Source organism: Isoptericola sp. NPDC019693, assembly GCF_044389085.1.
Lineage (GTDB): Bacteria > Actinomycetota > Actinomycetes > Actinomycetales > Cellulomonadaceae > Isoptericola.
This window is the reverse complement of the sequence record NZ_JBIRXP010000001.1, coordinates 279,866-302,778: the sequence shown is the minus strand read 5'-3', so window position 1 is coordinate 302,778 and position 22,913 is coordinate 279,866. Positions and strand designations below refer to the sequence as shown.

22 protein-coding genes are annotated in these 22,913 nt (G+C 75.5%); 6 read left to right on the top strand and 16 right to left on the bottom strand.

Annotated elements, in window-relative coordinates; all coding sequences use genetic code 11:
- Nucleotides 1–18: 18 nt before the first annotated feature.
- The 4 genes from ACH436_RS01425 to ACH436_RS01410 form a co-directional block, all read right to left on the bottom strand.
- Nucleotides 19–1,236 (bottom strand): MFS transporter, encoded by a 1,218-nt coding sequence (locus tag ACH436_RS01425; RefSeq protein ID WP_430558397.1) that lies wholly within the window; start codon nucleotides 1,234–1,236, stop codon nucleotides 19–21.
- A gap of 122 nt (nucleotides 1,237–1,358) precedes the next feature.
- Entirely contained in the window at nucleotides 1,359–2,084 is a 726-nt protein-coding gene (locus ACH436_RS01420; RefSeq protein ID WP_430558396.1) for a metal-dependent transcriptional regulator, read from the bottom strand.
- A gap of 27 nt (nucleotides 2,085–2,111) precedes the next feature.
- The gene (locus ACH436_RS01415; RefSeq protein ID WP_430558395.1) at nucleotides 2,112–3,842 is read right to left on the bottom strand and encodes a metallophosphoesterase family protein; all 1,731 of its coding nucleotides are present in this window, start codon (nucleotides 3,840–3,842) and stop codon (nucleotides 2,112–2,114) included.
- Between the two features lie 107 nt (nucleotides 3,843–3,949).
- Nucleotides 3,950–5,518, bottom strand: coding sequence for an MFS transporter (locus tag ACH436_RS01410; protein WP_430558394.1), 1,569 nt, complete (start codon nucleotides 5,516–5,518; stop codon nucleotides 3,950–3,952).
- A gap of 112 nt (nucleotides 5,519–5,630) precedes the next feature.
- Here ACH436_RS01410 and ACH436_RS01405 point away from each other — a divergent pair, with 112 nt between their 5' ends.
- Nucleotides 5,631–6,185 carry a TetR/AcrR family transcriptional regulator gene (locus ACH436_RS01405; protein ID WP_430558393.1) on the top strand — a complete coding sequence of 185 codons (555 nt, stop codon included), beginning with the start codon at nucleotides 5,631–5,633 and terminating at the stop codon, nucleotides 6,183–6,185.
- A gap of 20 nt (nucleotides 6,186–6,205) precedes the next feature.
- On the opposite strand, the gene ACH436_RS01400 is transcribed toward ACH436_RS01405, so the two are convergent.
- The 4 genes from ACH436_RS01400 to ACH436_RS01385 are packed head-to-tail and all read right to left on the bottom strand — an operon-like array spanning nucleotide 6,206 to nucleotide 9,253.
- Nucleotides 6,206–7,159, bottom strand: coding sequence for a Ku protein (locus ACH436_RS01400; RefSeq protein WP_430558392.1), 954 nt, complete (start codon nucleotides 7,157–7,159; stop codon nucleotides 6,206–6,208).
- A 46-nt stretch (nucleotides 7,160–7,205) separates the two neighbouring features.
- A complete protein-coding gene (locus tag ACH436_RS01395; RefSeq protein ID WP_430558391.1) occupies nucleotides 7,206–7,427 on the bottom strand; it encodes an SCO4848 family membrane protein in 222 nt (73 codons plus the stop codon).
- Between the two features lie 42 nt (nucleotides 7,428–7,469).
- A complete protein-coding gene (locus tag ACH436_RS01390; RefSeq protein WP_430558390.1) occupies nucleotides 7,470–8,126 on the bottom strand; it encodes a response regulator in 657 nt (218 codons plus the stop codon).
- Nucleotides 8,123–9,253, bottom strand: a complete 1,131-nt coding sequence (locus ACH436_RS01385) for a sensor histidine kinase (RefSeq protein WP_430558389.1) — start codon at nucleotides 9,251–9,253, stop codon at nucleotides 8,123–8,125. The genes ACH436_RS01390 and ACH436_RS01385 overlap by 4 nt, the downstream gene beginning before the upstream one ends.
- A 112-nt stretch (nucleotides 9,254–9,365) precedes the next feature.
- Between ACH436_RS01385 and ACH436_RS01380 the strand changes: the two genes are divergently transcribed.
- Together ACH436_RS01380 and ACH436_RS01375 are read left to right on the top strand one after the other, a co-directional pair.
- On the top strand, nucleotides 9,366–10,331 hold the full coding sequence (locus ACH436_RS01380) for an ABC transporter ATP-binding protein (RefSeq protein ID WP_430558388.1): 966 nt from the start codon (nucleotides 9,366–9,368) through the stop codon (nucleotides 10,329–10,331).
- Nucleotides 10,328–11,176, top strand: a complete 849-nt coding sequence (locus ACH436_RS01375; RefSeq protein ID WP_430558387.1) for an ABC transporter permease — start codon at nucleotides 10,328–10,330, stop codon at nucleotides 11,174–11,176. The genes ACH436_RS01380 and ACH436_RS01375 overlap by 4 nt, the downstream gene beginning before the upstream one ends.
- Nucleotides 11,177–11,185: 9 nt before the next feature.
- On the opposite strand, the gene ACH436_RS01370 is transcribed toward ACH436_RS01375, so the two are convergent.
- From ACH436_RS01370 to ACH436_RS01355, 4 genes are read right to left on the bottom strand one after another with little or no spacing between them, the layout of a single operon-like run.
- The gene (locus tag ACH436_RS01370) at nucleotides 11,186–11,467 is read right to left on the bottom strand and encodes a glutaredoxin family protein (RefSeq protein WP_430558386.1); all 282 of its coding nucleotides are present in this window, start codon (nucleotides 11,465–11,467) and stop codon (nucleotides 11,186–11,188) included.
- Between the two features lie 24 nt (nucleotides 11,468–11,491).
- Nucleotides 11,492–12,268: an SDR family NAD(P)-dependent oxidoreductase gene (locus ACH436_RS01365; RefSeq protein WP_430558385.1), complete on the bottom strand. Its 777-nt coding sequence runs from the start codon at nucleotides 12,266–12,268 to the stop codon at nucleotides 11,492–11,494.
- Nucleotides 12,269–12,278: 10 nt separating this feature from the next.
- Nucleotides 12,279–13,109 (bottom strand): MerR family transcriptional regulator, encoded by an 831-nt coding sequence (locus ACH436_RS01360; protein ID WP_430558384.1) that lies wholly within the window; start codon nucleotides 13,107–13,109, stop codon nucleotides 12,279–12,281.
- On the bottom strand, nucleotides 13,102–14,430 hold the full coding sequence (locus ACH436_RS01355) for an MFS transporter (RefSeq protein WP_430558383.1): 1,329 nt from the start codon (nucleotides 14,428–14,430) through the stop codon (nucleotides 13,102–13,104). The genes ACH436_RS01360 and ACH436_RS01355 overlap by 8 nt, the downstream gene beginning before the upstream one ends.
- A gap of 78 nt (nucleotides 14,431–14,508) precedes the next feature.
- On the opposite strand from ACH436_RS01355, the gene ACH436_RS01350 reads away from it, so the two are divergent.
- The gene (locus tag ACH436_RS01350; RefSeq protein WP_430558382.1) at nucleotides 14,509–17,064 is read left to right on the top strand and encodes an ATP-dependent DNA ligase; all 2,556 of its coding nucleotides are present in this window, start codon (nucleotides 14,509–14,511) and stop codon (nucleotides 17,062–17,064) included.
- Nucleotides 17,065–17,080: 16 nt separating this feature from the next.
- Here ACH436_RS01350 and ACH436_RS01345 read toward each other — a convergent pair whose 3' ends face one another.
- From ACH436_RS01345 to ACH436_RS01335, 3 genes are all read right to left on the bottom strand, one after another.
- Nucleotides 17,081–17,710 (bottom strand): response regulator, encoded by a 630-nt coding sequence (locus ACH436_RS01345; protein ID WP_430558381.1) that lies wholly within the window; start codon nucleotides 17,708–17,710, stop codon nucleotides 17,081–17,083.
- Nucleotides 17,707–18,876 (bottom strand): sensor histidine kinase, encoded by a 1,170-nt coding sequence (locus tag ACH436_RS01340; protein ID WP_430558380.1) that lies wholly within the window; start codon nucleotides 18,874–18,876, stop codon nucleotides 17,707–17,709. The genes ACH436_RS01345 and ACH436_RS01340 overlap by 4 nt, the downstream gene beginning before the upstream one ends.
- Before the next feature lie 156 nt (nucleotides 18,877–19,032).
- The gene (locus ACH436_RS01335; RefSeq protein WP_430558379.1) at nucleotides 19,033–19,677 is read right to left on the bottom strand and encodes a GntR family transcriptional regulator; all 645 of its coding nucleotides are present in this window, start codon (nucleotides 19,675–19,677) and stop codon (nucleotides 19,033–19,035) included.
- A gap of 50 nt (nucleotides 19,678–19,727) precedes the next feature.
- Between ACH436_RS01335 and ACH436_RS01330 the strand changes: the two genes are divergently transcribed.
- Together ACH436_RS01330 and ACH436_RS01325 are read left to right on the top strand one after the other, a co-directional pair.
- The gene (locus ACH436_RS01330) at nucleotides 19,728–20,960 is read left to right on the top strand and encodes a hypothetical protein (RefSeq protein ID WP_430558378.1); all 1,233 of its coding nucleotides are present in this window, start codon (nucleotides 19,728–19,730) and stop codon (nucleotides 20,958–20,960) included.
- Nucleotides 20,957–22,189: an amidohydrolase gene (locus ACH436_RS01325; protein ID WP_430558377.1), complete on the top strand. Its 1,233-nt coding sequence runs from the start codon at nucleotides 20,957–20,959 to the stop codon at nucleotides 22,187–22,189. Before ACH436_RS01330 ends, ACH436_RS01325 begins: the two co-directional genes overlap by 4 nt.
- A gap of 9 nt (nucleotides 22,190–22,198) precedes the next feature.
- On the opposite strand, the gene ACH436_RS01320 is transcribed toward ACH436_RS01325, so the two are convergent.
- On the bottom strand, nucleotides 22,199–22,816 hold the full coding sequence (locus ACH436_RS01320; RefSeq protein WP_430558376.1) for a TetR/AcrR family transcriptional regulator: 618 nt from the start codon (nucleotides 22,814–22,816) through the stop codon (nucleotides 22,199–22,201).
- Nucleotides 22,817–22,913 lie beyond the last annotated feature (97 nt).

The following is a 22,913-nucleotide window of genomic DNA, read 5'->3' as shown; positions in this document are numbered from 1 at the left end:
CGATCCCCAGGGGGCGGGTCAGTCCGCCTGCGGCACCCGCTGGCGGCCGAACGCCAGCACCATCGCCAGGCCGACCAGCGTCAGGACCAGGCCCACCCAGGCCGGCGCGAGGTAGCCGTACCCGCCGGCGATGACGAGCCCGCCGAAGAACGCGCCGCTCGCGTTGCCCATGTTGAGGGCGGAGTGGCACAGGGCGGCGCCGAGCGACTGCGCCCGCGGCGAGAGGTCCATGAGGCGCGTCTGCATGGCGAGGCCGAGGGTCTGCGACGTGACGGCGAGCAGGAACAGCCCGACGACGGCGGGCACGGGCGACGTGGCGACCAGCGCGAACAGCACCAGCGACAGCGCGGTCGCGACGAACCCGCCGACGACCGTGCGCAGCACGTTGCGGTCCACCAGCTTGCCGCCGAGCAGGGTGCCGACGGTCATGCCGACGCCGAAGACGGCGAGCACCCAGGGCACGGCGCTCTCGGACATGCCCGCCACCTTGGTGACCGTCGGCGCGACGTACGTGTAGACGGCGAACAGGCCGCCGAAGCCGATGGCCCCGGCCGCGAACGAGATCCACAGCGGCCCGTTGCGCAGGGTTCCGAGCTCCTGCCGGACGCTGGAGTCCACCGGCCCGCGCTCGGGCACGAAGCGCCAGATGCCGAGCAGGGTGACGGCGCCGAGCACCCCGATGACGACGAACGCGGCACGCCAGCCGAGGCTCTGCCCGACGGCGGTGGACAGCGGCACCCCGACGACGTTGGCGATCGTCAGGCCCGTCATCATCATGGAGACGGCGTGCCCGCGCTTCCCGGGCCCCGCGACGGCAGCACCCACGGCCGCCCCGACGCCGAAGAACGCGCCGTGCGGCAGCCCGGCGAGGAAGCGCCCCACGATCAGGCTCTCGACGCCGGGGGCGGCGGCCGACAGCACGTTGGCCACCGTGTAGAAGCCCATGAGGCACAGCAGCAGCCGCTTGCGGGACATCCGCGCGGCGGCCACCGTCAGCAGCGGGGCGCCGACCACGACGCCGACGGCGTACGCGGTGATGGCGTGGCCCACGACCGGGTCGCTCACGCCGAGGTCCGCGCCGATCTGCGGCAGCAGCCCCATGGTGGCGAACTCGGTGGTGCCGATCGTGAACCCGCCGACGGCGAGCGCGAACAGCGCGGCCCCGACGTGCTCGGGGCGGGGGGCACGGCCGGTGCGTGCCGTGGCGTCGCTCGCGGGCGTGGTCGTCGAGGTCACTCGCCTCTCCTCGGGATCGGTCGGCACCCCGCCGGGCGGCGCGGATGCTCGAATCGTTTCGAGACGAGGCGTCGACGGCGGTGCGCCGTCAGGCGCTCACGTCGTCGGGGAACCGGGACAGCCTACGCGCGGACCACCCAGATGCGCGACGCCGCCAGCAGGCCGAGGTCCACCGTGACCTCGCGCCCGTCCGCCTCCCACGCGACGCCGACCGTCCCGGCGAACTCCCGCCGCGACGTCAGCCGGACCGCGAGGTCCAGGTCGACACCGAGGTCCGCGAGGTAGCGCAGGGCCTCCGGGTCGGCGTCGGAGATGCGGGCCACCACTCCCCCGGCCCCCGCCTCGAGGTCGACCAGCGGCACGGCCTCCGGGCGCACCACCCGGCCGTCGGAAAACGGGATCGGGTCACCGTGCGGGTCGCGCTCCGGGTGCCCGAGCCGCGCCGAGATGCGCTCCACGAGCCGGTCGGACACCGCGTGCTCCAGCACCTCGGCCTCGTCGTGCACCTCGTCCCACGCGTACCCGAGGTCGCGCACCAGCCACGTCTCCAGCAGCCGGTGGCGCCGCACCATCACCAGCGCGTACCGCCGACCCAGCTCGGTGAGCCAGACCCCGCCGTACGGCTCGTGCCCCAGCAGCCCCTGCGCCGTCAGGCGGCGCACCGTCTCGGAGACGGTGGACGGGCCCACGCCCAGCCGGTCCGCGAGCAGCCCCGTCGTGACCTTCTCGTCCGACCACTCCTGCGCCGACCAGACCGCCTTGAGGTAGTCCTGGGCGACGGGGGTGAGCTCGTCCGGGTCGACGGTCTGCTCCGGTGCGGCGGGCACGGGTGAGGTGGGTTCGGGCACGGTCCGAGCCTATCCGGGCGCCCGCCGCTACGACCCGAGCGCCTCGTCCGTCGGCGGGACGACCTCGGGCACCGGCTCGCGGTCGCCCACCGTCGCCGCGCCGTCCGGCGTCACGGTGACGACCTGCACGTCGAGCATGCGGCGCGTCGTGGGGTCGAAGCGCAGCACCGTCATCTCGGCGGTGCCGTGCAGCGGCCCCACGGTGGGCTGGTTGGGCGCGGCGCCCGCGGTGGACCCGTTGACGTACCGGATGCCCTGGCCCACCTGCTCCGGCCCGGACCGGCTGTGCGTGTGCCCGGAGACCTGGAACGGCACGCACCCGCTGTCCAGCGCGTCGAGGCCCACCGCCGGGGTGTGGATCAGCAGCAGGTCCACGCCGTCACGGTCCTCGCAGGCGGTCGCGGCGAGATCCGCCGCCTGCTGCTCCGGGGTGCGTTCGCGCGCGACGTTCGTCCCGACCCCGACCCGCGTCTCGAGCGCGTCGCGGTCACCGAGGATGCGCACGCCGTCGACCTCGATCACCTGGCCGTCGAGGATCTTCTGGCCGTGGGCCGCCTCCTGGTCCGACGTGACCTGCGAGTCGTGGTTGCCGTCCGCCACCACCATCGGGACGCCGCGGGGCACGGCCGACGCGAACGAGTCGACGCACACCTTCTCCACCGACGTGCCGTTCATGGTGGTGTCGCCCGCGTTGAGCACGACGTCGGCACCGGAGCGTTCGATCGTCGTGCGGATGAGCGGCGTCATGCCGGTGTTGCAGTGCAGGTCGGAGATGACGACGAGCGTCACCGGCTCGTCCTCGGCGCTCCCGTCGGGCGCCGCGCGCGGCGGCGCGACGGGTGCGGTCGCCTCGGCCGGGGCCGGCGACGCGAACTGGGTCCCCGCGTCGGCGGCGGCCGTCACGGTCTCGACGGCGAGCCGGGCGCCCCACGCGGACGACAGGTCGTCGTTCGCCGCCGCGTAGAAGTCCTCGTTGTCCTCGTACAGCTTCACGAGCTGTCCGCCGTAGGTGTCGATCACGCCGGCCAGGCGCCCGGTGATCCGTGCGCCCTCGAGCGCCGTGCCCGCGAAGACCGGCGACGCGGGCTGCCCCTGGGCGGTGCTGCCGACGGCTCCCGAGGTCACGGTCGTCACGACGAGGGCCACGACGGCCACCCCGGCGGTGATCTCCCCGGTCCGGGGCGCCATCGCGTCGGCCAGCTCCCGCCGGCGACCCGCCCCCAGCAACCACCGCACGGCGAACCCCACGGCGACCAGCAGCGCGGCGGCGCCCAACGAGCGCCACAGGGCGTTCTCCACCAGCGCGAGGGCCACGCTGCGCGCGGCGACGTCCGGGCTGGAGAAGAACTGCAGGTAGCTCTCGAGGTCCTGGCTCAGCGCCGTGAGGGTGTTGGCCGCCCCCACCGTCGTCAGGTCGGCCGGGATCTCCTTGACCACGACGTCCACGCCCAGCCCGAGCGGGAGCGGGGAGTCGACCTCCAGCGTGCCCAGGGGGCCCAGGTCGACGACGACGAGGCTGTCGTTCGTCACCGAGTAGACGGCCTCGTGCGGGCCGAAGCCGAGCTCGGCGGTGGCGGTGCTCACGCCGAAGACCAGGCACGCCACCGCCGCCGCCACCCCCGCGAGGGTCCAGCGCGCCCAGCGCGGCGGGGTGCGGCGGGCGCGCGGCGTCCGCGCGCCGGCCGGAATCTCGTCCGTGGCCTCCGGGGCACCTGCCGAGGCGTCCGCCGGGGAGGGCTCGTGATGCTCGTCGCTCATCGCGTCCACCCTTGCCGAACAGCGACGGCGGCGCCACCGTCCTCGCCGGTGGCGCCGCCGTCGCGCGGTGTGACCCTGCCCTCAGGAACCTCAGGGACGGTGTCGGCTCAGGAGCGCACGGCGCGCAGCGTCGTCAGGGCGATCCCGGCGGCGACCAGCACGGCGACGAAGCCGATCGCGGAGGTCACGACGACGCCGCTGCCGAACGCCGCGTGCGCGGAGTCGAGCAGGGCCTGCGCCTGCCCGGCGGGCAGGTCGGCCGCGACGCTCGTCGCGCCGCCGAGCGTCTCCGCCGCGGAGGCCGCGTCCGCGGCGGGCACGCCGGACGGCACCACGACGTTCGCGTGGTACGACCCGGTGAGGATCCCGCCGAGGACGGCGGTGCCCAGCACGGCCCCGACCTCGTACGCGGTCTCGGAGATCGCCGAGGCCGCGCCCGCCTTGGCCGCGGGCACCGTGGAGACGATGAGGTCGTTCGACACGGTCTCGGCGGACCCGACGCCGATCGCCAGGACGACGAACGCGAGCCCGAGCCAGCCTGCCTCGCCGCGCCCGGCGACGAGCGCCGTGACGAGGTAGCCGACGGCGGAGAGGGCCAGCCCGGCGGCGACGACGTGCGACGGCCGCACGTGCCGGACGACCTTCACCACGGCCAGGCCCGCGACGACCATCGCCACGGTGCCCGGCAGCAGCACCATGCCCGCCCGGACCGGCGACAGCCCGATGACGAGCTGCAGGTCCTGCGAGACGAAGAACAGGAAGCCGACCAGCGAGAACACGGACAGCAGGTTCACCAGCACCGACCCGGTGAACGCGGGCACGGTGAACAGGCGCACGTCGAGCATCGGGTTGCGACGCCGCAGCTGCCGTCGCACGAACAGCACGCCCATGAGCAGCCCCGCCGCGATCGAGGCCAGGCCGAGGGAGGGCAGCGCGCCCTTGGCGAGCGTCTTGATGCCGAAGACGACAGGCGTCATCGCGGCCATGACCAGCACGATCGAGACGGGGTCGATCGGGCCCGGCGCCGGGTCGCGGGACTCGGGCACGAAGACCGGCGCGAGCAGGAGCAGCACCGCCAGCACCGGCACCGCAAGGAGGAACACCGAGCCCCACCAGAAGTGCTCGAGCAGCAGCCCGCCGACGATCGGCCCCACGGCGGAGCCCGCGGCGAAGCCGGCGGCCCAGATCGCGATGGCGAGACGGCGCTCGTCGCGGTCCGTGAACACGTTGCGCAGCAGCGACAGCGTGGACGGCATGAGCATCGCGCCGAAGAAGCCGAGGCCGGCGCGGGCGGCGATCAGCGCGCCCGCGGTCGGCGCGAAGGCCGCGACCGCGGACACGGCGGCGAAGCCGACGGCCCCGATCAGGAGCAGCCGGCGGCGGCCGACGCGGTCGGCGACCGACCCCATCGGCACGAGGAGCCCCGCGAGGACGAGCGGGTAGACGTCGACGATCCACAGCAGCTGCGTGCCGCCCGGGGCCAGCGCCTCCGAGATCTGCGGCAGGGCGAAGCTGAGGACCGTGTTGTCGATCGAGACGAGCAGCACCGGGAGCATCAGCACGGCGAGGGCCGCCCAGCGACGCCCGGCGCCGGCGGGGCGCGCGGGGGCGAGGCGGCTCGTGGTCCGGGCCGTGGCTGAGGGAGCGGTGTGCGTCGTCACCTGGGTCTGAGCCATGTCTGAACCTGAGGTGCCTTTCACATGCTGCGGACGGCCGGGGCGACATGGTGATGTCGAACTTCCGCACCGTCCAGCCGGTACAGTAACACTCCGCCACTAGGCTGTCGACATGCCCCCCGCCCCCGCCGCCCGCGCCAAGGTCCTGCACGCGTTCGCCGAACTCCTCGTCGAGTCCGGGGAGCGCGCCGCGACGATCGAGGCCGTGGCCGACCGCGCCGGCGTGTCCAAGGGCGGCCTGCTCTACCACTTCCCCTCGAAGGACGCCCTCGTCGACGGGCTGCTCGACCGCCTGGGCGAGCTCACCGCGACCGACGTCGACACGATGCGCGACGCCCCCGAGGGCGCCGCCGACTATCTCCTGCGCACGTCCACGGTCATCGACGGCGACTTCGGCGTGCTCTACCTCGCGGCCTCACGGCTCGCGCAGGGCGCGTACCCCCGCGCCCGCGACGTGCTCGACGCGGCGCAGACCGCCTGGACGGAGACCGTCCGCGAGGAGGTCGGCGACCCGGTGCTCGCCCGGGCGGTCTCCCTCATGGGCGAGGGCCTCTACGCCCTCGCGTCGTTCGGCGCGAGCAGCCTCGGCGACCGCGACATCGACGACCTCCTCGCCCTCGTCCGCGAGGCGGCCGCGGCGCGCTCCTCGGGACGCACGCCCGCCTGACGGCACGGTGGCAGGGCGGCTCAGCCCGTCTTGCGCTCCGCCGCCTTCTTCGCAGGCGCCTTCTTCGCGGGCGCCTTCTTGGCCGAGGCCTTCTTGGCCGGGGCCTTCGTCGCGGGAGCCCTCTTCGCCGGAGCCTTCTTCTTCGCGGGAGCCTTCTCCTCGGACTCGCCCGTCGAGCCGGACCTCGACCCGCCCTTCGACCCCGACACGCTGCGCCGCAGGGCCTCCATCAGGTCGATGACGTCGGCGTCCTCCTTCTCCGGCTGCTCGCCGAAGGTCTCCGACGTGTCGAGCGCGTCACCCTGCTCGATCTTGGCGTCGATGAGCTGGCGCAGCTGCACCTGGTACTCGTCCTCGTACTCCTCGGGCGCGAAGTCGGCCTCGTAGCTCGCGACGAGCTGCCCCGACATGGCCAGCTCCTTGTCCGAGACGGTGACCGACCCGTCGAGCGACGGGAAGGCCGCCTCGCGCACCTCGTCCGCCCACAGCAGGGTCTGCATCACCAGCACCTCGTCACGCACCCGCATCGCCGCCAGCCGGGTCCGCTGGCGCAGCGCGAACTTCACGATCGCGGTGCGGTCCGTCTCCTCCAGGGTGCGGCGCAGCAGCACGTACGCCTTCGGGCTCTTGGAGTCCGGCTCCAGGTAGTAGGTGCGGTCGAGCATGATCGGGTCGATCTGGTCGCTCGGCACGAACTCGACGACCTCGATCTCCCGGTTCGCCTCCGCCGGGAGCGCCGCGAGGTCGTCCTTGGTGAGCACCACGGTGCGCTCGCCGTCGTCGTACGCGCGGTCGATGTGCTGGTACGGCACCTCCTCGCCGTCCAGCTCGCACACGCGCCGGTAGCGGATGCGCCCGCCGTCGGTGTCGTGCACCTGGTGCAGCGGCACGTCGTGGTCCTCGGTCGCGCTGTACAGCTTGACCGGCACGTTGACGAGGCCGAACGTCACGGCGCCCTTCCAGATCGCCCTCATGTGCCCATCGTCACGCGACCTGCGGATACGCGCCAGTGCCCGTGGATCAGCCGACGAGACCGAGCACGCCCACGACGCCGACGAGCAGGGCGAGCAGCAGGGAGACACCCACCAGCACCGCGTGCACGGTGAAGAAGCGGGTGGGGCGCCCCGCGTCGTCCCGGGCGCGCGGGTCCTTGGTCACGCGGCGCCAGAACGACGGCCACACCGCCAGGTTCCACAGGGCGGCGACGAGCAGGACGACGGACCAGACGACAGAGATCTCCACGCCGTCGAGTATCGGCCACGACCCGCCCGGCGACGCAACCTCTCAGGCGAGCAGGCCGCCCTGCAGCGCGAGCAGCACCGCCCGCGTGCGGTCCTTGACGCCGAGCTTGAGCAGCACGTTCGACACGTGGTTCTTGACCGTGCCCTCCGCGAGGTACAGGGCGTCCGCGATCTCCCGGTTCGACCACCCCTGCGCCATGAGGCGCAGCACCTCCCGCTCCCGCCCGGTGAGCTCCGCCGGGGCGGCGTCGTCCGGGACGGGCGCCGAGCGGACCGCTCGCAGCAGGCGCGCCGTCACCGCGGGCTGCACCAGGGTGTCGCCCGCGGCCAGGGTCCGCACCGCCTCCGCGAGCTGCTCCAGCGTCACGTCCTTGAGCAGGTAGCCCCGCGCGCCCGCCTGCAGCGCCCGCAGCACCAGCGCGTCGTCGTCGAAGGTCGTCAGGACGAGGACGGCGACCTCCAGCCCCTCGTCGCGCAGCGTCTCCAGCGCCCAGATCCCGTCGCGGCCGGGCATCCGCAGGTCGAGCAGCAGCACGTCGGGCGCGTGCTCACGCACCGCGTCGACCGCCGCCGCGCCGTCCTCCGCCTCCGCGACCACGTCGATGTCGCCCGCGATCTCCAGGAGGCTGCGGATGCCGTGCCGCACGAGGGTCTGGTCGTCGGCGAGCACGATCCGCACCCGTCCGCCTCCCGCGCTCACGAGGCCACCCTCCCCGGCAGCCACGCCTCGACCGCGAACCCCGACGTCCCGTCGAACGTCGCGGCACCGCCCAGGGCCTCGGCACGCTCGACGATGCCGGACAGGCCGTTCCCGAGCCGCACCGGACCGGAGGAGAGCCCGTCGTCGCGCGCGACGAGCGTGAGCGCGCCGTCGGCGTCCGCGGTGACGGTGAGGCGCAGCTCGGTGGCCATCTCCGCGTGCCGCACCGCGTTGGTCACGACCTCCTGGGTGACGCGCACCAGCGCCGCCGTCTGCTCCTCGTCCGCGACGACGTCCTCGGCCACGTCGACCTCGACCCGCAGGGAGGGGACGGCGGAGGCGACAGCGGCGAGGGCCTCGCGCAGGTCCGGCGCGCGACGGCGCAGCTCGCCCACCGTGGCGCGCACGTCGCCGAGCAGCTCGCGCGCCACGGTGCGCGCACGCTGCACGTGCTCCGCCCCGCGCTCGCCCGGCAGGTGCGCGGCGGACTCCAGCTCCAGGGTGAGCACGGTGAGCTGGTGCCCGATGAGGTCGTGCAGCTCGCGGGAGATGCGCAACCGCTCCGACGCGCGGGTGGCCTCCTCGCCCAGCACCGCCGCGGCGGCGAGCTCGGCGTGGGCGACGGTCAGCTCGGTGCGCATGCGCTGCTCGCGCTGCAGCGTCGCGCTCACCCCCGCGCTGCCCACCTGGAGCAGCAGGTAGAGCCCGAGCGACAGCACGATCTCGAAGGGGTGCACGTCCCCCGGCGCGAGCAGGAACGCCACGCACAGGGCGAGGGTGTTCGCGACGACGACGACGGCCGTGACCCGGGTCGGCCCGACGTACGTGCTCAGCGCGGCGCCGAAGACCAGCAGGATGGGCAGCCACCCGATCCCGGGCACCGTGATCACCAGGGCCGCGGCCAGCAGCGTCTGGGCCGCGAGACCCACGTAGGCGGCGCGGGTGCGCGGCGGTCGCAGGACGGCGACACCCGTCGCCACGAGCCAGGCGAGCGCCAGCAGCACCCAGACGACGAGCGGCACGAGCATCCGGCCAGGCTCCGCCACGAACGGGACGGGCACGACGACCGCCAGGCAGACGACGAGGGTCGTCAGCCCGGACGTCTCCTCGGGTCCCAGCCGGCGCACGGCACCACGCTAACGGGCCGTGCGCCGTGACGAGGAGTGCCGGAAGTCATGGGTGCAGGTCGTGACCCGCGGCACGCGCGTCGGCGACGGCGCCCCTCCTAGCGTCGTCGGCATGACCGCACTCGTGGCGCAGCACCTGCGCAAGACGTACCGCACCAAGCGTCGCGGCCGCCCACCGGTGGTCGCCCTGGACGACGTGAGCCTCTCGGTGGGGCCCGGCGAGGTGGCGGGCGTGCTCGGCCGCAACGGCGCCGGCAAGTCCACCACCGTGGAGCTCCTGGCCGGCGCCCGGGCACCGGACGGCGGAAAGGTGCGGGTGCTCGGGCTCGACCCGCGGGCGGACCGCGGACGGGTGCGCGGCGTCCTCGGCGTCCAGCTCCAGGGCGCCTACCTGCACGGCGCGCTGACCGTGCGGGAGCTCGTGCGCCTGTACCGCTCGTTCTACCCGCACGGCGTGGACCCCGACCGGCTGGTCGAGCGGGTCGGTCTGGGGCCCTCGCGCGACGTCCGCTTCGAGAAGCTGTCGGGCGGGCAGCAGCAGCGGGTCTCGGTCGCGCTGGCCCTCGTGGGCGCTCCGCGGGCCGTCATCCTCGACGAGCTCACCACCGGCCTCGACCCCGAGGCGCGACGCAGCATGTGGTCGCTGGTCGAGGACCTGCGGGCCGACGGCGTCACCGTGCTGCTCGTCAGCCACCTCATGGAGGAGGTGGAGCGGCTGTGCGACCACGTGACGATCCTCGACGCCGGCCGCGTGGTCGCCCGCGGCACCGCGGCCGAGCTCGTCGACCGCGCGGGGTTGCGCCCCACCGTCACCCTGCGCACCGACGACCCGACGGCCGTCGGCCTCCTGTCCGGGCTGCCCGCCGTCGAGCACGTCGACGCGACCGGCCCCCGGCTCGTCGTCACCGGCGCGGCGCCCGGACGCGACGACGACCCGTCGCGCGGCGACCTGCTGCACGCGGTGGGCGCGGCGCTCGCCGCCGCGGGTGTCGTCGCGACCGAGACGCAGCTGCGCCGTCCCACCCTCGACGACGCATTCCTCACCCTCACCGGAAGCCCCCTGGAGGAGGCAGCATGACCACCCACCGCACCGTCCGGGACGACGCGCCCCGCGACGACCCGCCCCGCGTCCTGGAGCTGCCCGAGCCGGGCGTGCCGCCGAGCACGGTGCGGCCGGGCGCGGGCGCGTGGCTCGCGCTGACGCTCGCCGAGGCGCGGATGGTGGCCCGCGACACCGCCGGGCTCGTGATCCCGCTCGGCATGCCGCTGCTCATCCTCGTGATGAACGGGCTGGCGCCGGGCCTGGACCAGGTGGTGCCCGGGACCGGCGGGCGCACCGCCCTGGACGTGTACGTGATCCCTCTGACCCTGACGATGGTCGTCGCGACGGTCGGGGTGATCAACATGCCGAGCTTCCTCGCCTACTACCGCCGCACGGGGATCCTCAAGCGGCTCGGCGTCACCCCGGCGTCACCGGCGATGGTGCTCGGCGCGCAGGCGTTCGTCGGGGTGGCCCAGATCCTGCTGGGCATCGCCCTCGCGCTCGGCGTCGCGGTCGTGTGGCTGGGCGCGTCGACACCGGCCGCCCCGGGGGTGGCCGCGGGCGTGCTGGCGCTGACGATCACCGCGATGTACGCCGTCGGGATGCTCGTGGCAGCCGTCGCGCGGACCCCGGGGTCCGGGGTGGCGATCGGCCTCGTGGCCTTCTTCGGGCTCGCCGCGCTCGGCGGGATGTTCGGGCCCCGCGAGAACCTGCCCGACGTGCTCGCCACCCTGGGCGGCTGGCTCCCGTTCGGCGCCGCCGTCGACGCGCTCGGCGCGGCGTGGGCCGGCGTCGCGGTCCCCGCGTCCGCGCTGGTCGGGCTCGGCGCGACGACGGTCGTCGCGGGCGGCGCGGCCGCCGTCTGGTTCCGCTGGGAGTGAGCAGACCCGTCAGAGCCCGACGGCGTCCAGCTTCGCGGTGAGCTCGGCGTCCGTGGGCTCGACGAAAAACTCGCCGTCGGGGAAGACCACGACGGGGATGTTCTTGCGACCGCTGATCGCCTCGGCGTCGTCGGCCCGCGTCGGGTCGGCGACGAGGTCCACGTTCACGTACTCCACGCCGCGGGAGTCGAGCACGCGCTTCGCGCGGCGGCAGTCGCCGCACCACGTGGCCCCGTACATGGTGAGGGTCCCGGGGCGGCGCAGGTCGTCGGTCGTGACGGTGTCGGTCATGGCCAGCACCATACCCCCAAGGGGTTAGTGCACCGAGAACCCGCCGTCGACGTGCAGCGCCTGCCCGGTGACGTACGCCGACGCCGCGCTCGCGAGGAACACCGCGGCGCCGGCGAAGTCCTCCGCCAGGCCGTTGCGGCCGGTCAGGGTGCGGGCCGCGAGCGCCGCCACGCGCTCCGGGTCGGACGACAAGCGCTGGTTGAGCGGTGTCAGGACGAACCCCGGCACCAGGGTGTTCGCGGTGACACCGTGCGGCGACCACGCCTCCGCCTGGGACCGGGCCAGCGACTCCAGCCCACCCTTGGACACCCCGTAGACGCCGGACTGCACGAACGCGCGGTGCGCCTGCTGGGACGACACGTGGATGAGGCGGCCGTAGCCGCGCTCGGCCATCCCCGGCCCGAAGCGCTGCCCGAGCAGGTACGGCGCCTCGAGGTTGACGGCCATCGTCGCGTCCCAGGTGGCGTCGTCGGTCTCGCCCAGCGGCGGGCGCAGGTTGATGCCCGCGGAGCTCACCACGACGTCGGGCTCGCCGAAGATCGCGGCCGCCTCCTCGGCCGCGGCGCGCACGCCGTCGCGGGTCGACAGGTCGGCGCTCACGCGGTCGGCCGTGCAGCCGTCCGCGCGCAGCTCCGCGACCGTGGCGTCCAGCTCCGCCTCCCGCCGGGCGAGGACGACGACGCTCGCCCCGGACCGGGCGAGCGCGCCGGCGATCGCGCGGCCGATGCCGGAGCTGCCGCCGGTCACCAGGGCGACCCGGCCGTCGAGGGAGAACAGGGAGGAGAGGAAGTCGTGGACCACGCCCGTCACCCTACGGCCGGGCGTCGCCGGGCGACCCCGCGGCCTGCGCCAGCCCCGCCTCGACCCGGGCGAGCACCTCCCGCTGCCGCGGGCCCAGGATGCCCGCCGAGTGCTCTGAGAGCAGCGGCGCGGCGCGGTCGAGTCCGGGCAACGGCTCGCTCGTCGTGAGCTCCGCGACGAGCGGCCCGAACGTCTCGACGAAGCCGTCGACGACCGCGTCCACCTCCGCGTCGTCGGTGTCCGGGCCGAGCCGGCCGAGACGCTCGGAGAGGGAGGCCACGACGGCGACGACGTCGCCCGCGCTGAGCCGGCGGTAGACCTCGGCCAGGAGCCGCGCGCCGTCCTCCCCCGCGAGGTGCGAGACGAGCACGGCCTGGTCCCGGTCCGCCCGGACGACGTCGGCCGGGATCCCCGCCGCGGCGAAGGCCGCCGCGGCCGGCGCGAGCTCGGGAGGCAGGTCGGGGGCGGCCCGGTGGGCACGGAGGTGCGCGACCACCTCCCGCTGCCGGACGAGCCGGTCGATCTGCTCGGACAGCTCGCGGTCGAGCTCGTCGAGCAGCTGCGCCGAGGACCGGCGCCCGTCGCCCTGCCCATCGCCCTGCCCATCATCCTGTCCGCCGGCACCGTCCTGCCCGTCGTCGAGGAGGGCGGCCATCCGGTCGAGGGGGATGCCCAGGGCGGCGAGACGCCGGATGCGCAGCACGCGGACGAGGTCGTGCACGTCGTAGCGCCGGTACCCGTTGCCGGACCGCGGCGGCTCCGCGAGCACTCCGACCTGGTGGTAGTGCCGCAGCGCACGGACCGAGGTCCCCGCCAGGCGGGCGAGGTCGGCGCTACGCACCGCGGACCAGCCGCTCGTGCCCCGCGTCGTCCCGCACGCGCCCTCCCCCGTCGTCGGTGCCGTCGTCGGTGCTGCCCTGGGTGCCGGGCTCGGAGCCCTCCCCCGCGTCGTCGGGCTCGAGCCGTCGCAGCGAGCGGGCCGACACCCCCACGACGAGGGCCACGAGCCACACGGCACCCAGCCCGATCGCGGCGACCTCGACGCCCCAGCCCTCGACCAGCAGTGCCGCCACGACGATACCGAGGGGCGCGGCGGCCGTCAGGACGGCGTTCTGCGTGCCCATGATCCGCCCGCGCATCCGGTCGGGGACCCGCTCGACCATGAGCACCCCGAGCAGCGCCCCGAACAGCCCGTTCGAGACCCCGACCACGAATGCGCCGACGAGCACCGCACCGACCGACGCGAGGGACACGACGACCGCGAACCCCGCCGTGGAGCCCGCGAGGCCGACGAGGAACCACACGCGCCGCCGACCCCGCGTCCCCACGGCCGCGTAGACGCCCCCGCCCAGCAGCATCCCCGCCGCCAGGGCGCTGAGCACGAACCCGAGCATCCCCGGCCGGTCGACGAGCGTGAACCAGACGGGCAGGACGAGTCCCTGCAGCGCGGCGAGCACCAGGCCCGCCACGACACTGAGCGTCGTGACCGCCAGCAGGAACCGGCTGCGCCCGAGCGCGCGCCAGCCCTCGCGGAGCTGTGCCCAGCCGCCCGCGGCGGCCTCCGCCCCGGGGTCGCCCGCCGCGGTGCGGACCGCCCCCACCTCCCGGGGGATCAGCAGGGTGAGCAGCGCCGCGGCGGCCGAGGTCGCGGCCGTGACCCACAGGACGGCCGACCCGTCGAGCAGCACCATGAGCGTGCCCGCGGCCGCCGGACCCAGCAGCAGGGCGAGCGCGCTGAGCGACTCCCGCAGGCCGAGCAGCCGTTCGGCCTCGAGGCGACCGTGGCGCACGACCGCCGGCAGCAGGGCGTCGCGCGCCGTCATGCCCGGGACGTCCCCGAGCGAGCCGACGACGCCGCACAGCACGAACCAGCCGATGTCGAGGCCGGCGACCATGTCGATCACGGGCAGCGCCGCCACCGAGGCCGCGGACACGAGGTCCGTCACCACCGACGCGGTGCGCCGGTTGACGCGGTCGATCACGACTCCCATGAGGAGCCCGGCGGCCACGGCGGGCAGCGCCGTCGCGGCGGCGACCGTGCCGGCGCCCAGGGCGCTGCCGGTGACCTGGAGCACGACGAGCGGGAGCGCGACGCCGGCGATCGAGTTGCCGAGCAGGGACAGGAGCGTGGACGCGAGGTACGCGACGGGCACGACGTTCATGCGACCAGTCAGAACTATGACGCTACGGCGGGGTCAAGCCCTCGTGCGTCCGCGCGGCGCGGAGGCGACGATGACCGCATGGCACGCACGTCGTCGAGCAAGCCGCAGACGGTCACGGTCGACGACCGGCGCCTGCAGCTGACCAACCTGGACAAGGTCTACTACCCCGCGACGGGCACCACGAAGGGCGAGGTGCTGCAGTACCTGGCACAGGTGGCGCCCGCGCTGCTGCGGCACGCGTCGTACCGGCCGGCGACGCGCAAGCGCTGGCCCGACGGCGTCGCGGGGCAGATGTTCTTCCAGAAGAACCTGGACGCGTCGACGCCGTCGTGGGTGCCGCGGCGCTCGATCCGGCACCGCACGTCGACGAACGACTACGTGCTGGTCAACGACCTGGCCACCCTCACGTGGCTGGGGCAGACGGCGACCCTGGAGATCCACGTGCCGCAGTGGCGGTTCGGCCGCACGGGCACACCGCTCCCCCCGGACCGGCTGGTGCTCGACCTCGACCCCGGGCCGGGGGCGGGCCTCGCGGAGTGCGCCGAGGTGGCCCGCCTGGCGCGCGACATCCTGCGCGGCATGGACCTCGACCCGCTGCCCGTGACCAGCGGCTCCAAGGGCATCCACCTGTACGCCGCACTGGTCGGCCACGACGAGTCCCGCACCGCGGACGCCGTCTCCGCGGTGGCGCACGAGCTGGCGCGGCACCTGGAGTCGGAGCACCCCGACCTGGTCGTCAGCGACATGAAGAAGTCGCTGCGCGCGGGCAAGGTGCTCGTGGACTGGTCGCAGAACAACGGGGCCAAGACCACCATCGCGCCGTACTCCCTCCGGGGCCGCGACGAGCCCACCGTCGCCGCACCCCGCACCTGGGACGAGCTCGAGGACCCGGACCTGCGCCACCTCACCTTCACGGAGGTCGTCGAGCGCCTGGAGCGGGACGGCGACCTGCTCGAGCCGCTCGCGGCGGGCCACCTCGCCCAGCTCGAGCCCACGCCGGAGCGCCTGGCGACCTTCGAGCGCACGCCGGCCGAGAAGCTCGAGACGTACCGGGCCAAGCGCGACCCCGACAGGACCCCCGAGCCGTTCGGCCCCGAGGAGCCGGACGCCCCCGACGGCGCGCCGACCTTCGTCATCCAGGAGCACCACGCGCGCCGCCTGCACTGGGACTTCCGGCTGGAGCACGAGGGCGTCCTGGTGAGCTGGGCCCTGCCGAAGGGCGAGCCCACCGACCCGAAGCAGAACCACCTGGCCGTGCAGACGGAGGACCACCCGCTGGAGTACGGCTCGTTCGAGGGCACCATCCCCGCCGGCGAGTACGGGGGCGGGGAGGTGACGATCTGGGACGCCGGCACCTACGACCTGGAGAAGTGGCGCGAGGACGAGGTGATCGCCGTCCTGCACAGCGAGCGACGCGGCTCGCGGCGGCTCGCCCTCATCCGCACCGGCGGGCGCGGCGGCGACGACCAGAACTCCTGGCTCATCCACCGCACCAAGACTCAACCGGGCGACGACGAGGAGCCGGCCGACCCGTCCGCCACGCAGGCGCCGACGCGGCCTGTGAAGCGGCCGTCGGCACCGGCCGAAGCCCCTCGCCCGATGCTCGCCACCACGGCGCCGCCCGGCGAGCTCGCGCGGCTGGCCCCGGACGACTGGGCGTTCGAGGTGAAGTGGGACGGATTCCGCGCGGTGGTGGAGGTGCTGCCGGCCGCTGACGGCGACGAGCGCACGGTGCGCCTCACGTCCCGCTCCGGACAGGACCTCACCGTGACGTTCCCGGAGCTGCAGCAGCTCGCGGAGATGGTGTCCGACGACGACCTGCCGCTGGCGCTGGACGGCGAGATCGTCGCGCTCGACGCGGACGGGCGCCCGTCGTTCCGCCGCCTGCAGCAGCGCGCGGGCCTCACCCGGCCGCGCGACGTCGAGAAGGCGCGCCGCGCGGTCGGGGTCGACCTGGTGCTGTTCGACGTGCTGGTGGTGGGCGGGCGCACCGTGACCGACCGGTCGTACACCGAGCGGCGCGCGGAGCTCGCCCGTGCGGTGGACCCCCGCCGGCCGGTGCACGTGCCGGACGCGCTGGAGGGCACGCTCGACGAGGCGCTCGAGACCAGCCGTCTCATGCGGCTCGAGGGCGTCGTGGCCAAGCGGCGCCGCGCGCCGTACACGCCGGGCCGCCGGTCGCGCGACTGGCTGAAGGTCAAGCACGCCCGCACCCAGGAGGTCGTGGTCGTGGGCTGGCGCCCCTTGCACGCGGGCACGGGTCGCGAGGACCGCCGGGTGGCGGGGTCGCTGCTGCTGGCAGTGCCGGACGACGACGGCGTGCTGCGCTACGTGGGCAAGGTCGGCACCGGGTTCAAGGAGGCGGAGCGGCGCGAGGTGGTCCGGCACCTGCGGTCCGTGGAGCAGGCGCCGCTCGACGGCGTGCCGCGCGCGGAGGCGGTGCACGCCCGCTGGGCCGCGCCCGAGCGCGTCGCCGAGGTGACGTACGGCGACTGGACGAGCGACCCCGCCGACCTGGGCGCGCCGGACGACGGCACCCACCGCGCCGACGACGAGGGCCCACGGCTGCGGCACTCGGTGTGGCGCGGGTGGCGCGACGACAAGCGCCCCGCGGACGTGCGGGTCGAGCAGTGACCCGGCACGCGCGGCCTCAGCGCACCGTCTGACCCCGCAGCGCGTGCGCGACGGCGGCCGCCCGCGAGTCCACGCCGAGCTTGGCGTAGACGTGCGCGAGGTGGGTCTTCACGGTCGCCTCGGAGATGAAGAGCCGGCGCCCGAGCTCACGGTTGCTGAGCCCCTGGGCGAGCAGCGTGAGCAGCTCGGCCTCGCGCGGGGTCAGCGCGCTGCCGGGGTTCTGCGCCTGCTGCATGAGGCGGGACGCGACCGGCGGCGAGAGCACGCTCCGCCCGACGACGGCGCCGCGCACGGCCGCGAAGATCTCCGCGGGCGGGGCGTCCTTGAGCACGTAGCCGATGGCGCCGGCGTCGACGACGCGCACGACGTCCGCGTCCGTGTCGTAGGCGCTGAAGACGAGCACGGGCACGTCGGGGTGGGCCGCCCGGATCCGGCGGGTGGCGGCGACCCCGTCCTCGTCGTCGCCCAGCTCGAGGTCCATGACGACGAGTGCGGGCGCGAGGCGCGCGACCGCGTCGAGGGCCTCGGCCGCCGAGCCGGCCTCGCCCACCACGCTGACGTCCGGCTGCGAGTCGAGGAGGGCGCGCAGCCCGGCGCGCACCACGTGGTGGTCGTCCACGAGCAGCACGGTGATCGGGTCGCTCATGCGTCCTCCAGCTCTGCGGGCACGGTCTGCCCCGGGTCGGCGGTGACGGGCAGCTGCACCCCGACGACGGTCCCCTCGCCGGGCGAGCTCTCCACCGTGATGGTGCCACCGAGCTGCTCCACGCGCTGCCGCATGGCCCGCAGCCCGAAGCCGCCGTCGGGGCCCACGGCACGGGCCGTCACCTCCGCGACGTCGAACCCGCGGCCGTCGTCGAACACGTCGAGGGCGACGGCGTCGGGCAGGTAGGTGAGGGTGAGGCCCAGCCGCGCGGGCCCGGCGTGGCGGTGCACGTTCGCCACGGCGCTCTGCGCGATGCGCGCGAGGGCGTGGGCGGTGTCGGCGCCGACGCGCGCGGGCTCGCCCACCACGGTGAGCCGGGCGTCGGGGACGTGGCGGCGCGCCGCCGTCCGGATGGCAGCCTCGACGTCCGCCGGGGCGACCCCGCCCGCCGCCGGGGACGGGTCCACGAGGTCGTGCACGAGGTCGCGGGTCTGCCCGAGGCTCGCGCGGACGGCGACGGCGGCCTGCCGGGCGTCGTCGCGCGCCGCGTCCGGCTCGGCGTCCCACCGCTGGTCGGCGGCCTCCAGCCGCAGCACCGCGGACGACAGCGACTGGGCCACCGTGTCGTGGATCTCCCGGGCCACCCGCTCGCGCTCGGCGAGCACGGCGACCTCGCGCTGGAGCCGCACGCGCTCGCCCACCTGCCGCACGATCGCGTCGTACGCGATGCTGAGCAGCACCGCCACCACGAGCGGCGCGACGGCGGCCGCCCAGTCGCTGCGCCCGGACAGGCCGAACAGCGCGACCCCCGTCACGACGGCGACGGCGCCCACGAGGACGTGCGCCGCGGGCACGGGTACCAGCGTGCGGCAGACGAAGAACAGCGGGATGGCGGACCAGGCGAAGCTCGGCGCCACCAGCACGAGGGTGCCCCACGCCGCGAGCAGCACGGCGAGCGCGACGACCGCCCCCGGCCGGCGCTTCTCGCCCGCGGGGCGGCGGGTCAGCACGACGATCCCGGCGTACGCCGCGGCCACGGCCAGCAGCAGGGCGACCACCAGCCACCACCGGCCGTCGAGGCCGTGGTTGGTGAGGTAGCGCGCCGCCGACGTCGCGACGAGCGCGGCGAAGGCGAGGTGCACCCCGCGGGTGAGAGATCCGGGCACGGACAGCAACGCTAGCCGCGCCGCGCCCGGTCGCGCCTCATCCGTTCGGACGACCCTCGCCGACCCGGCGGTCCGATGCGCCCGCGGGGCGCGCACCGCGAGCCTGGGCACATGTCCCCGACCTGGCCCGCCACCCGGCCTGCCACGGCGCCGTCCTCAGTCCCGCAGCCCCTGGGCCGCCGACCGGCTGGTGCGCAGGTGCTCGCGCGCCAGGCGCGCGGCGCTCTCGCCGTCCCCCGCCCGGACGGCGTCGAGGAGCTCGCGGTGCTCGTCCGCGATGGCCTGGAGGTCCCGGTGCTGCCCGAGCAGCCAGCGCACGCGGCTGGCGACGACGCGGTGCAGCTCGAGCAGCACCGGGTTCCCGGCGGCCTCGACCACGAGCTCGTGGAAGTCGGCCCCCGCACGTCGGGCCGTCGGCCCGTCGCCCGCCCGGGCGGCGGCGTCCTCCCGCCGCCACGCCTCCGTGAGGCCGTCGAGCTGTGCCTGCGTGCGCCGCGTGGCGGCGAGGCGGAAGTGCAGCGGGTCGGTCGCCTCGCGCACCTCGTGCAGGTGGTCGACGTCCGCGTCGCTGAACTCGCGGACCACCGCCCACGTGCGCGGGCGCGGCGTGACGAGCCCCTCCGCGACGAGCGTGCGCAGCGCGTCCCGCACGGGGATGCGGCTCACGCCCAGCTCCGCGGCCAGGTCGCGCTCGACCAGCCGGCTGCCCGGCTCCCGGGCGCCGTCCACGATCTGCTCGCGGACGGCGCGCGCCACCCGGGCGGACTCGGGCTCGAAGGCGGCCGGGACCTCGGAGGACATGCGCTCATCCTGCCAGCCAACCAGAGGAAGATATGGCATACCATCTGCCCGTGACCCCGACCCACCGCACCCGCCGTCGGGGCGGCGCGGTCGGCGTCGTCGTCGCCCTGCTCGCCCTCGGCGCCTGCGCCGCACCCGAGCCCCCCGCCCCGGCGGGCCGGGCCCCCGCGTCGCCCACCGGGACGACGAGCCCGGCCCCGCCGACCACCCCCGCACCGGCCCCGAGCGCGAGCCCGACCCCGGCGCCGCCGTCGGCGGAGCCCGCCGGCGCGCAGCTGCTGCTCGCCACGCAGGCCGAGCGCGACACCCTGGCCGTCGTCGACCCGTCCGCCCGGCGCGGTTCGGCCGTCGTCGACGAGATCACCGTGGGCACCGCGCCGTGGGACGTCGCCGTGGACGAGGCCTCCCGCCGCGCGTTCGTCTCCACCGCCGAGGGGGTCGCCGTCGTGGACCTCGACGCCCGGGAGCGCACCGACCTCTTCGCGTACGAGCACGGCACGGACCGCATCGCGTTCGGCGAGTACCGCCACGGCGGTCTGGGCCTCGCCGTCTCCCCCGACGGCGAGCGCGTGCACGTGGCGGTGAGCACCGGCGACGCCGCGTTCCTCGAGACGCTCGACGCCGACAGCGGCGAGGTCGTCTCGGCGGTGCCCGTGGGCCTGCGGCCGTTCGACGTGCTCGTCAGCGACGACGGCGAGGAGGTGTACACGGTCGACCACGACGGCTTCACCGTCACGGTGGTCGACCCGCAGCGGGAGCGCGCCCGCGCGATCGAGGTGGCGCCGTTCGGCCGGGAGGGCGGCCTCGCGTCGTTCGAGAAGCCGCACTACGCCGTCCTCGACGACGACGGCGACCTGCTGCTGCCCTATCAGGGCCGCGCCCTCGCCCGCGTCGACCCCGCGACGGGGGACGTCACGACCACCGACCTGAGCGCCGACTCCCACCAGCACGGCGTGGCCCGCGCCGCCGACGGCACGCTCGTGATCGCCGGCAACGGCCCGTTCGGCAACGCCGCGTCCGGCCCGAGCATCGAGGTGGTCGGCCCCGACGGCGCCGGCGCCGTGCTGCCCACCGACCGCCGGCACGAGACCGTCGCGGTCTGGCGCGACGCGGACGGGCGGGAGCACGGCGTGCTCGCCGGCGGGTACACCCAGGCCGAGGCGTGGGACGGCGTCACCGTCGTCCCCCTCGACGCGGCGCTCGAGGGCGCCGACGAGAGCTACGAGATCACCGTCCCCGGACGGCCGCAGGCGGTCGTCCCGTTCGAGGAGGAAGCCCGATGACCGACCCGACGACCGGCACCGCGACCGACGTCTCCGTGATCCGCAACGTGCGCCCGTGGGGCGGCGACGCCGCCGACCTGCACGTCGCGGACGGCGCGATCACCGCCGTCGTGCCGCACGACGCGACTGTCGGGCCGGCCGCCGGCGGCGTCGCGGACGGGGAGGTCGACGGGCGCGGCCTGCTCGCCCTGCCCGGGCTGGTCAACGCGCACGCGCACGTGGACAAGTCGTGGTGGGGCAAGCCGTGGGTGAGCTACGGCGGCGAGCCGGGGGTCCAGGCACGCATCGCGCACGAGCGGGCGCACCGCGACGAGCTCGGCATCCCGGGCGTGGACGTCACCCTCGCGGTGCTGCGCGAGTCCGTCCGCACGGGCACGACGGCGGTGCGCACCCACGTGGACGTCGACCTCGGCGTCGGGCTGCGCGGCATCGAGGTCGTGCGCGAGGCGGTCGCCGAGCTCGGCGGCGCCGTGCACGCCGAGATCGTCGCGTTCCCGCAGGACGGCGTCCTGCGCCGCCCCGGCGTCCTGGAGCTCCTCGACCGGGCGGCCGCCGCGGGCGCCGAGCACGTCGGCGGCCTGGACCCGGCGACGATCGACCGTGACCCGGTGGGCCAGCTCGACGGGCTGTTCGAGATCGCCGAGCGGCGGGGCGTCGGCATCGACGTGCACCTGCACGACGGCGGAGAGCTCGGCGCGTTCCAGATCGAGCTCATGGTCGACCGCACGCTGCGGGCCGGGCTCCAGGGCCGGGTCAACGTGGCGCACGGCTTCGCGGTGGGCCAGCTCGACGGGTCGCGCCAGGCCGACCTGGTCGCCGCGATGGGCGAGGCGGGCATCACGATGACCACGGTGGCGCCGATCGGCGCCGCGTCGCTGCCGCTGCTCGCGCTGCGCGGCGCCGGGGTGGCGGTCGGCCTCGGCACCGACGGCATCCGCGACCTGTGGTCGCCGTACGGGACGGGCGACCTGCTCGCCCTCACCACCCAGCTCGCCCGCCTCTCGGGCCTGCGGTACGACGAGGAGCTCGTCACCGCGGCCCGCGTCGCGTCCGCGGACGCCGCCCGGTTCGTGGGTCGCGAGGTCCACGACCTCGTGCCCGGCGCCCCTGCCGACGTGGTGCTCCTCGACGCCGAGAACGTGCCCGACGCGGTCGTGCGCGCACCGCGCCGCGCGCTCGTCGTGGCGGCCGGGCGCGTGGTCGCCCGCGACGGCGAGGTGCTGGTCTGACGCCTCGCGTCAGCGCCAGCGGTCGAGCAGGCGGGCCACCGTCTGCGCCGCGCGGTCCAGCACGCCGTCGGCCCCGGACGACGCCGCGGTGAGCAGCGCCGCGTCGACCAGGTGCGCCACGAGGTCGACGTCGCGCGGGTCCGCGGACGCGGCCTCGAACCCGGAGGCCCGCAGCACCGTGCGGGCGGCGTCGAGCAGCCGCGGGCGCGAGCGACGCATGATCGGCTGCAGCCGCGGGTCACGCATCGCGGTCGTCATCGGGTCGAGCCGGCGGGTCACGACCGCGTCGTCGACGTGCGGCGCGTACAGGACCTCGATCAGGAGCCGCGCCGTCGTGGCCGCGGACCGCCGACGGCGGGGCAGCGCGTCCGCGGCGGCCTGCGCCGCGGCACCCCGGACGTCCTCGGCGGCCTCCACCGCGGCCGCGACGAGCGCCGCGCTGGACGGGAAGTAGTACGACGCCGAGCCGGGCGGCAGGCGGGCGGCCTCGGCGACGCGGCGGTGCGTGACGGCGTCGAACCCCTCGTCGATGAGCAGCGTCGCCGCGGCCTCGACCATCCGGCGCTGCTTGTCGGCGCCGCGCCCCTGGACCATGCGGCGCCGCCGCGGCCGGTCGTCCTCCGTCACGCCGCCCATCGTAGGCACGGGACGGCGACGGCACCGGAATAACCTATACGCGCGTATGGTTTAGCCGAGCGACAGTCCGCCGTCGGGCGGCGAGAAC

Excerpts from the sequence above, each read along its gene's own strand:
- ACH436_RS01415 (WP_430558395.1), bottom strand. The coding sequence starts at position 3,842 with ATGAGCGACGAGCATCACGAGCCCTCCCCGGCGGACGCCTCGGCAGGT.
- ACH436_RS01410 (WP_430558394.1), bottom strand. The coding sequence starts at position 5,518 with ATGGCTCAGACCCAGGTGACGACGCACACCGCTCCCTCAGCCACGGCC.
- ACH436_RS01405 (WP_430558393.1), top strand. The coding sequence starts at position 5,631 with ATGCCCCCCGCCCCCGCCGCCCGCGCCAAGGTCCTGCACGCGTTCGCC.
- ACH436_RS01400 (WP_430558392.1), bottom strand. The coding sequence starts at position 7,159 with ATGAGGGCGATCTGGAAGGGCGCCGTGACGTTCGGCCTCGTCAACGTG.
- ACH436_RS01380 (WP_430558388.1), top strand. The coding sequence starts at position 9,366 with ATGACCGCACTCGTGGCGCAGCACCTGCGCAAGACGTACCGCACCAAG.
- ACH436_RS01375 (WP_430558387.1), top strand. The coding sequence starts at position 10,328 with ATGACCACCCACCGCACCGTCCGGGACGACGCGCCCCGCGACGACCCG.
- ACH436_RS01370 (WP_430558386.1), bottom strand. The coding sequence starts at position 11,467 with ATGACCGACACCGTCACGACCGACGACCTGCGCCGCCCCGGGACCCTC.
- ACH436_RS01355 (WP_430558383.1), bottom strand. The coding sequence starts at position 14,430 with ATGAACGTCGTGCCCGTCGCGTACCTCGCGTCCACGCTCCTGTCCCTG.
- ACH436_RS01350 (WP_430558382.1), top strand. The coding sequence starts at position 14,509 with ATGGCACGCACGTCGTCGAGCAAGCCGCAGACGGTCACGGTCGACGAC.
- ACH436_RS01345 (WP_430558381.1), bottom strand. The coding sequence starts at position 17,710 with ATGAGCGACCCGATCACCGTGCTGCTCGTGGACGACCACCACGTGGTG.
- ACH436_RS01335 (WP_430558379.1), bottom strand. The coding sequence starts at position 19,677 with ATGTCCTCCGAGGTCCCGGCCGCCTTCGAGCCCGAGTCCGCCCGGGTG.
- ACH436_RS01325 (WP_430558377.1), top strand. The coding sequence starts at position 20,957 with ATGACCGACCCGACGACCGGCACCGCGACCGACGTCTCCGTGATCCGC.